This window comes from Mesorhizobium sp. M8A.F.Ca.ET.021.01.1.1, from assembly GCF_003998025.1.
In the GTDB taxonomy this organism is placed as follows: Bacteria; Pseudomonadota; Alphaproteobacteria; order Rhizobiales; family Rhizobiaceae; genus Mesorhizobium.
In genome coordinates this window covers 1-3,840 of record NZ_RZSJ01000577.1, presented here as the reverse complement: position 1 = coordinate 3,840, position 3,840 = coordinate 1, and the positions used below count along the sequence as shown (strand labels likewise).

The window sequence follows — 3,840 nt, the reverse complement described above, 5'->3', positions numbered from 1 at the left end:
CGTGCTGGTGCTGGTGCGCACGCGCGACGGTTTCGTCCACGCGCTGACCCGCGCGCTCAAGCGTTGCGACATTCCGGTCGCCGGCGCCGACCGGCTGAGCTTGCCCGGCCATATCGCGGTCAAGGATCTGATCGCGCTCGGCCATCTGCTGATCCAGCCGCAGGATGACCTGTCGCTCGCCGCCGTCCTGCGCAGCCCGATCTTCGACCTGCCGGAGGAGAGGCTGTTCACGCTCGCCGCGCAGAGGCCGGCCGGCGTGTCGCTGGCGGCATCGCTGCGCCAGCAAGCCGGCGACGACGAAGCCCTCGCAAAGGTCGTCGCTCAGCTTGACCTCTGGGCTGATGAGGCCGCCTTCAAGCCGGTGTTCGAGTTCTATGCCGGCCTGCTGGCGCGCGATGGCGTGCGCCGCAAGATGGTCGCCCGGCTCGGGCCGGAAGCCGGCGATATTCTCGATGAGTTCCTGAGCTTCTGCCTTGCGGACGAGCGGACCGGCCTGCCCGGGCTGGAAGCCTTCCTGTCGACGCTGGAAAACGCCGGCCCCGAGATCAAGCGCGAGATGGATCAGACCCGCGACGAGGTCCGGGTCATGACCGTGCACGCCGCCAAGGGCCTGGAGGCGCCGGTGGTGTTCCTGGTCGACGGCGGTTCCGCTCCCTTCAGCGACCAGCATTTGCCGCGCCTGATGCCTTTCGAGGGATCGGGCAGGCATTGGGACGGCAAGGGCTATCTCTGGCGTTCGGCCAGCGACGTCGCCAACGGCTTTTCGAAAACGGCGGCTGCTCGCGCCCGCGAACTCGCCGACGATGAATACCGCCGGCTGCTCTATGTCGGCATGACGCGCGCGGAGGACCGGCTGATCGTCTGCGGTTATCACGGCAAGCGGGCGCCGAACACCGGAACCTGGCATTCGATCGTCAGCCGCGCGCTGATCGGTGCGCCGGAAAGCGAACAGCGTCCGCACCCCGCCGGCGGCGAGCCGGTGCATCGTTTCCATGTCCCCAACTTGCCGCCGGTCGCGCCAGGCGTCAGTGAACAGGCGCGGCAAGCCGATGCTTTCGGCCCGCTGCCGGCGACCCTGTTCCGGCCCTTGCCGCCTTTCGAGGACCTGCCGCGACCGTTGTCGCCATCGGGCGCCTCGGCGCTGATCGAGGAAGGCAAGGAAGCGGTTGTCGACAAGGCCTCGCCGGTGCTAGACGCCGATGCCGAGCCGGGTTTTGCCGTGATGCGCGGGCTCGCCTTGCACAAACTGCTGCAGATGCTGCCCGGCATGGCCGAGAGCGGCCGCCAAAGTGCGGCGGAGCGTTACCTCTCGCGAACGGGTGCGGGGTGGCCGCAAGCCGAGCGTGAAAAGGCCCTGGCGTCGGTCATGGCCATCCTTGCCGACCCCGGCCTCGGTCAACTGTTCGCGCCCTCGTCACGTGCAGAGGTCGCGATCATGGGCAGCCTGGAGGTCAAGGGCAAAATTCGCTCCATCTCCGGCAAGATCGACCGGCTGGCGGTGACGCCGGATACGGTCTCGATCGTCGACTACAAGACCAACCGGCCCGCACCCGCCTCCCCGGCCGAGGTCCCCCCGGCCTATCTGCTTCAGCTCGCGCTCTATCGCGCCCTGCTGCAGCCGCTTTATCCAGGGCGGGAAATCAAGGCGGCCCTGCTGTTCACCGAAGCGCCGAGGCTGATCGAGCTCCCGGCCCGGGCCATGGACGACGCCCTTGCCCGACTCACGGGAGCGTGACACAAGAACTGCTTGAAGAAGGGCGCGGCAACCACCACATTTGGTGCGACGAAAAATTTCGAAAGGATTTCCGCATGACCACCGTCAAGGTCGACAAGAACAATTTCCAGGCCGATGTGCTCAATGCCCAGGTACCGGTCGTGGTTGATTTCTGGGCGGAGTGGTGCGGCCCCTGCAAGATGATCGCACCGGCGCTTGAGGACATCGCCACCGAACTCGGCGCCAAGGTCAAGATCGCCAAGCTCAACATCGACGAGAATCCCGAGCTTGCCGCCCAGTTTGGCGTGCGCTCGATCCCGACGCTGATGATCTTCAAGGGCGGCGAAGTGGCCGACATCAAGGTTGGCGCCGCGCCCAAGACCGCGCTGTCGCACTGGGTCAATGGCAATCTCGCCTGATACCATTTGAATTCGAAGCATTGAGCCCGGCCATCGCGCCGGGCTTTTTGTTGGCGCCATCGGTGCGCCGCTCTGGCACTCACATCGGCGCCCTCCATGTCTTCTGTTGGCGGCAGAAGCAGGAGAGAGAAATGACCGGATCCGCCAAGGCCACAGTCTTCATCGACAATGAGCGCGTCATCGTCACCGAATACCGCTTCCAGCCGGGCGACAACACTGGCTGGCATCGCCACGGCCACGACTATGTCGTGGTGCCGCTGATGGACGGCAAGCTGAAGCTGGTGACCAAGGACGGTGAAACCTTCGCCGATATGAAGAAAGGTTCCCCCTATTTCCGCAAGGAGGGCGTCGAACACGACGTCATCAGCGCCAATGACGGCGAGTACGCTTTTATCGAGATCGAGCTGAAATAGGGCCATTCGCTCGCCGATAGTTACACCGGGAGATTCATCGACTGATCGGCACGATGTGCTGGCATGCCATCCCCTGCCATCTTGATGGCAGGTGCTGATCGGTCTATATCTCTTTCCAAACGGGAGTTTGACATGGCCGAACCACAGCTCTCAGTCCGCAGCGCAAAAGCACGCGACCTGGCTCACAGACTGGCTCGTCGCGAAAATCGTTCGATAGCCGATGTGGTCGAACGTGCGCTTGAATCATACGAAATCCGTGAAGCGGGCCGCGAACCCGCATCAACCTTCTATGCCAGCCTGATCGCGAGCGCCGGCGTCGACATCGATCTGGAGGAAGTTATTCACGAAGCTCGCCAGGTTCATTCAGGGCTTGAGCTTTGATTTTCGTCGATACCAACGTGATTTCGGAGTCCTTCAAGAAGGCGCCGAACCCGGCCGTGCTGGCGTGGCTCGTCCGCAACGACGCCGAACTGGCCCTTCCCACGGTGACGATTGCGGAAATCGCCTTTGGCATTCAAAAGATACGGCCCGATGAGCGAGCCGATCGGCTGGAGCAGGGACTTTCACGATGGCGCCATCGATTTGCCGACCGGATTTTTGGGCTGACGGAAGAAGCTGCCTTGGCTTATGGCGAGATCATGGGGTTCGCCACGCGCCAAGGCCGCGGCATGTCAGCTCCCGGTGGCATGATCGCGGCAATAGCGCGGGTGAATGGTGGTCGACTGGCAACGCGCAATCTCAATGACTTTAGTGCCACCAGCCTTGACCTAATCTCGCCGTGGGACTTCTGAACCGCCCTCGGATCTTTCGGTCAAAAGCGAGATAGCAGAATTCCGCCGCAGGCGTCTAAAGATGCAAGGCGTCGAAACTGTAGCCGCCCTCAGGTCGGCGGCGTGCCGTTTTCAGCCAGCACCGCACCGGCCAGATAGAGGGACCCGCCAATCAGAATGCGTGGCGGCGGGCCGTCCCAGGTGTCGCGCAGCAGCATGAGCGCGCTGGCGACGGAGCTTACCGGTTCGGCCGTCAGTCCGGCTTCCGTGGCGCGGACCGCCAGTTCGTCGTTCGGCACGCCGGCATCGCTCTGGCTCACTGGCACCGTGTAGACATGCCTGACCAAGCCCTTGAAGGCGCGGAAATAGCCGCTCTGGTCCTTGGTGTTGATCATGCCCGAAATGAGGAACAGCGGGCGCGGGTTCTTTTCTTCCTGCTCGGCCAGCGCTTCGGCGACGACCACGCCGGCGCCCGGATTGTGGCCGCCATCGAGCCAGATGTCGGCGCCCTTCGGCGCCAGTTC

The 3,840-nt window shown here is 63.8% G+C and carries 5 protein-coding genes and 1 pseudogene; 5 read left to right on the top strand and 1 reads right to left on the bottom strand.

What is annotated here, in order from left to right; all coding sequences use genetic code 11:
• The 5 genes from EOA36_RS30100 to EOA36_RS30080 all read left to right on the top strand — a co-directional run.
• Window positions 1-1,735, top strand: a 1,735-nt coding sequence (locus EOA36_RS30100; protein WP_189553433.1) for a 3'-5' exonuclease, incomplete at its 5' end; no start/stop codon positions are given.
• A gap of 74 nt (window positions 1,736-1,809) precedes the next feature.
• Window positions 1,810-2,133: a thioredoxin gene (gene trxA / locus EOA36_RS30095; RefSeq protein WP_015314366.1), complete on the top strand. Its 324-nt coding sequence runs from the start codon at window positions 1,810-1,812 to the stop codon at window positions 2,131-2,133.
• A gap of 131 nt (window positions 2,134-2,264) precedes the next feature.
• A complete protein-coding gene (locus EOA36_RS30090; RefSeq protein ID WP_127280590.1) occupies window positions 2,265-2,546 on the top strand; it encodes a cupin domain-containing protein in 282 nt (93 codons plus the stop codon).
• A gap of 132 nt (window positions 2,547-2,678) precedes the next feature.
• On the top strand, window positions 2,679-2,927 hold the full coding sequence (locus EOA36_RS30085) for a plasmid stabilization protein (protein WP_127280589.1): 249 nt from the start codon (window positions 2,679-2,681) through the stop codon (window positions 2,925-2,927).
• On the top strand, window positions 2,924-3,337 hold the full coding sequence (locus EOA36_RS30080) for a type II toxin-antitoxin system VapC family toxin (RefSeq protein WP_127280588.1): 414 nt from the start codon (window positions 2,924-2,926) through the stop codon (window positions 3,335-3,337). The genes EOA36_RS30085 and EOA36_RS30080 overlap by 4 nt, the downstream gene beginning before the upstream one ends.
• Window positions 3,338-3,426: 89 nt before the next feature.
• Here the strand turns inward: EOA36_RS30080 and EOA36_RS30075 are convergent.
• Window positions 3,427-3,840 (bottom strand): annotated as a pseudogene (locus tag EOA36_RS30075) (bifunctional folylpolyglutamate synthase/dihydrofolate synthase); the annotation flags it as partial.

Bases quoted from the DNA above. Each gene is read 5' to 3' on its own strand.
- trxA (WP_015314366.1), top strand. From the start codon at position 1,810: ATGACCACCGTCAAGGTCGACAAGAACAATTTCCAGGCCGATGTGCTC.
- EOA36_RS30090 (WP_127280590.1), top strand. From the start codon at position 2,265: ATGACCGGATCCGCCAAGGCCACAGTCTTCATCGACAATGAGCGCGTC.
- EOA36_RS30085 (WP_127280589.1), top strand. From the start codon at position 2,679: ATGGCCGAACCACAGCTCTCAGTCCGCAGCGCAAAAGCACGCGACCTG.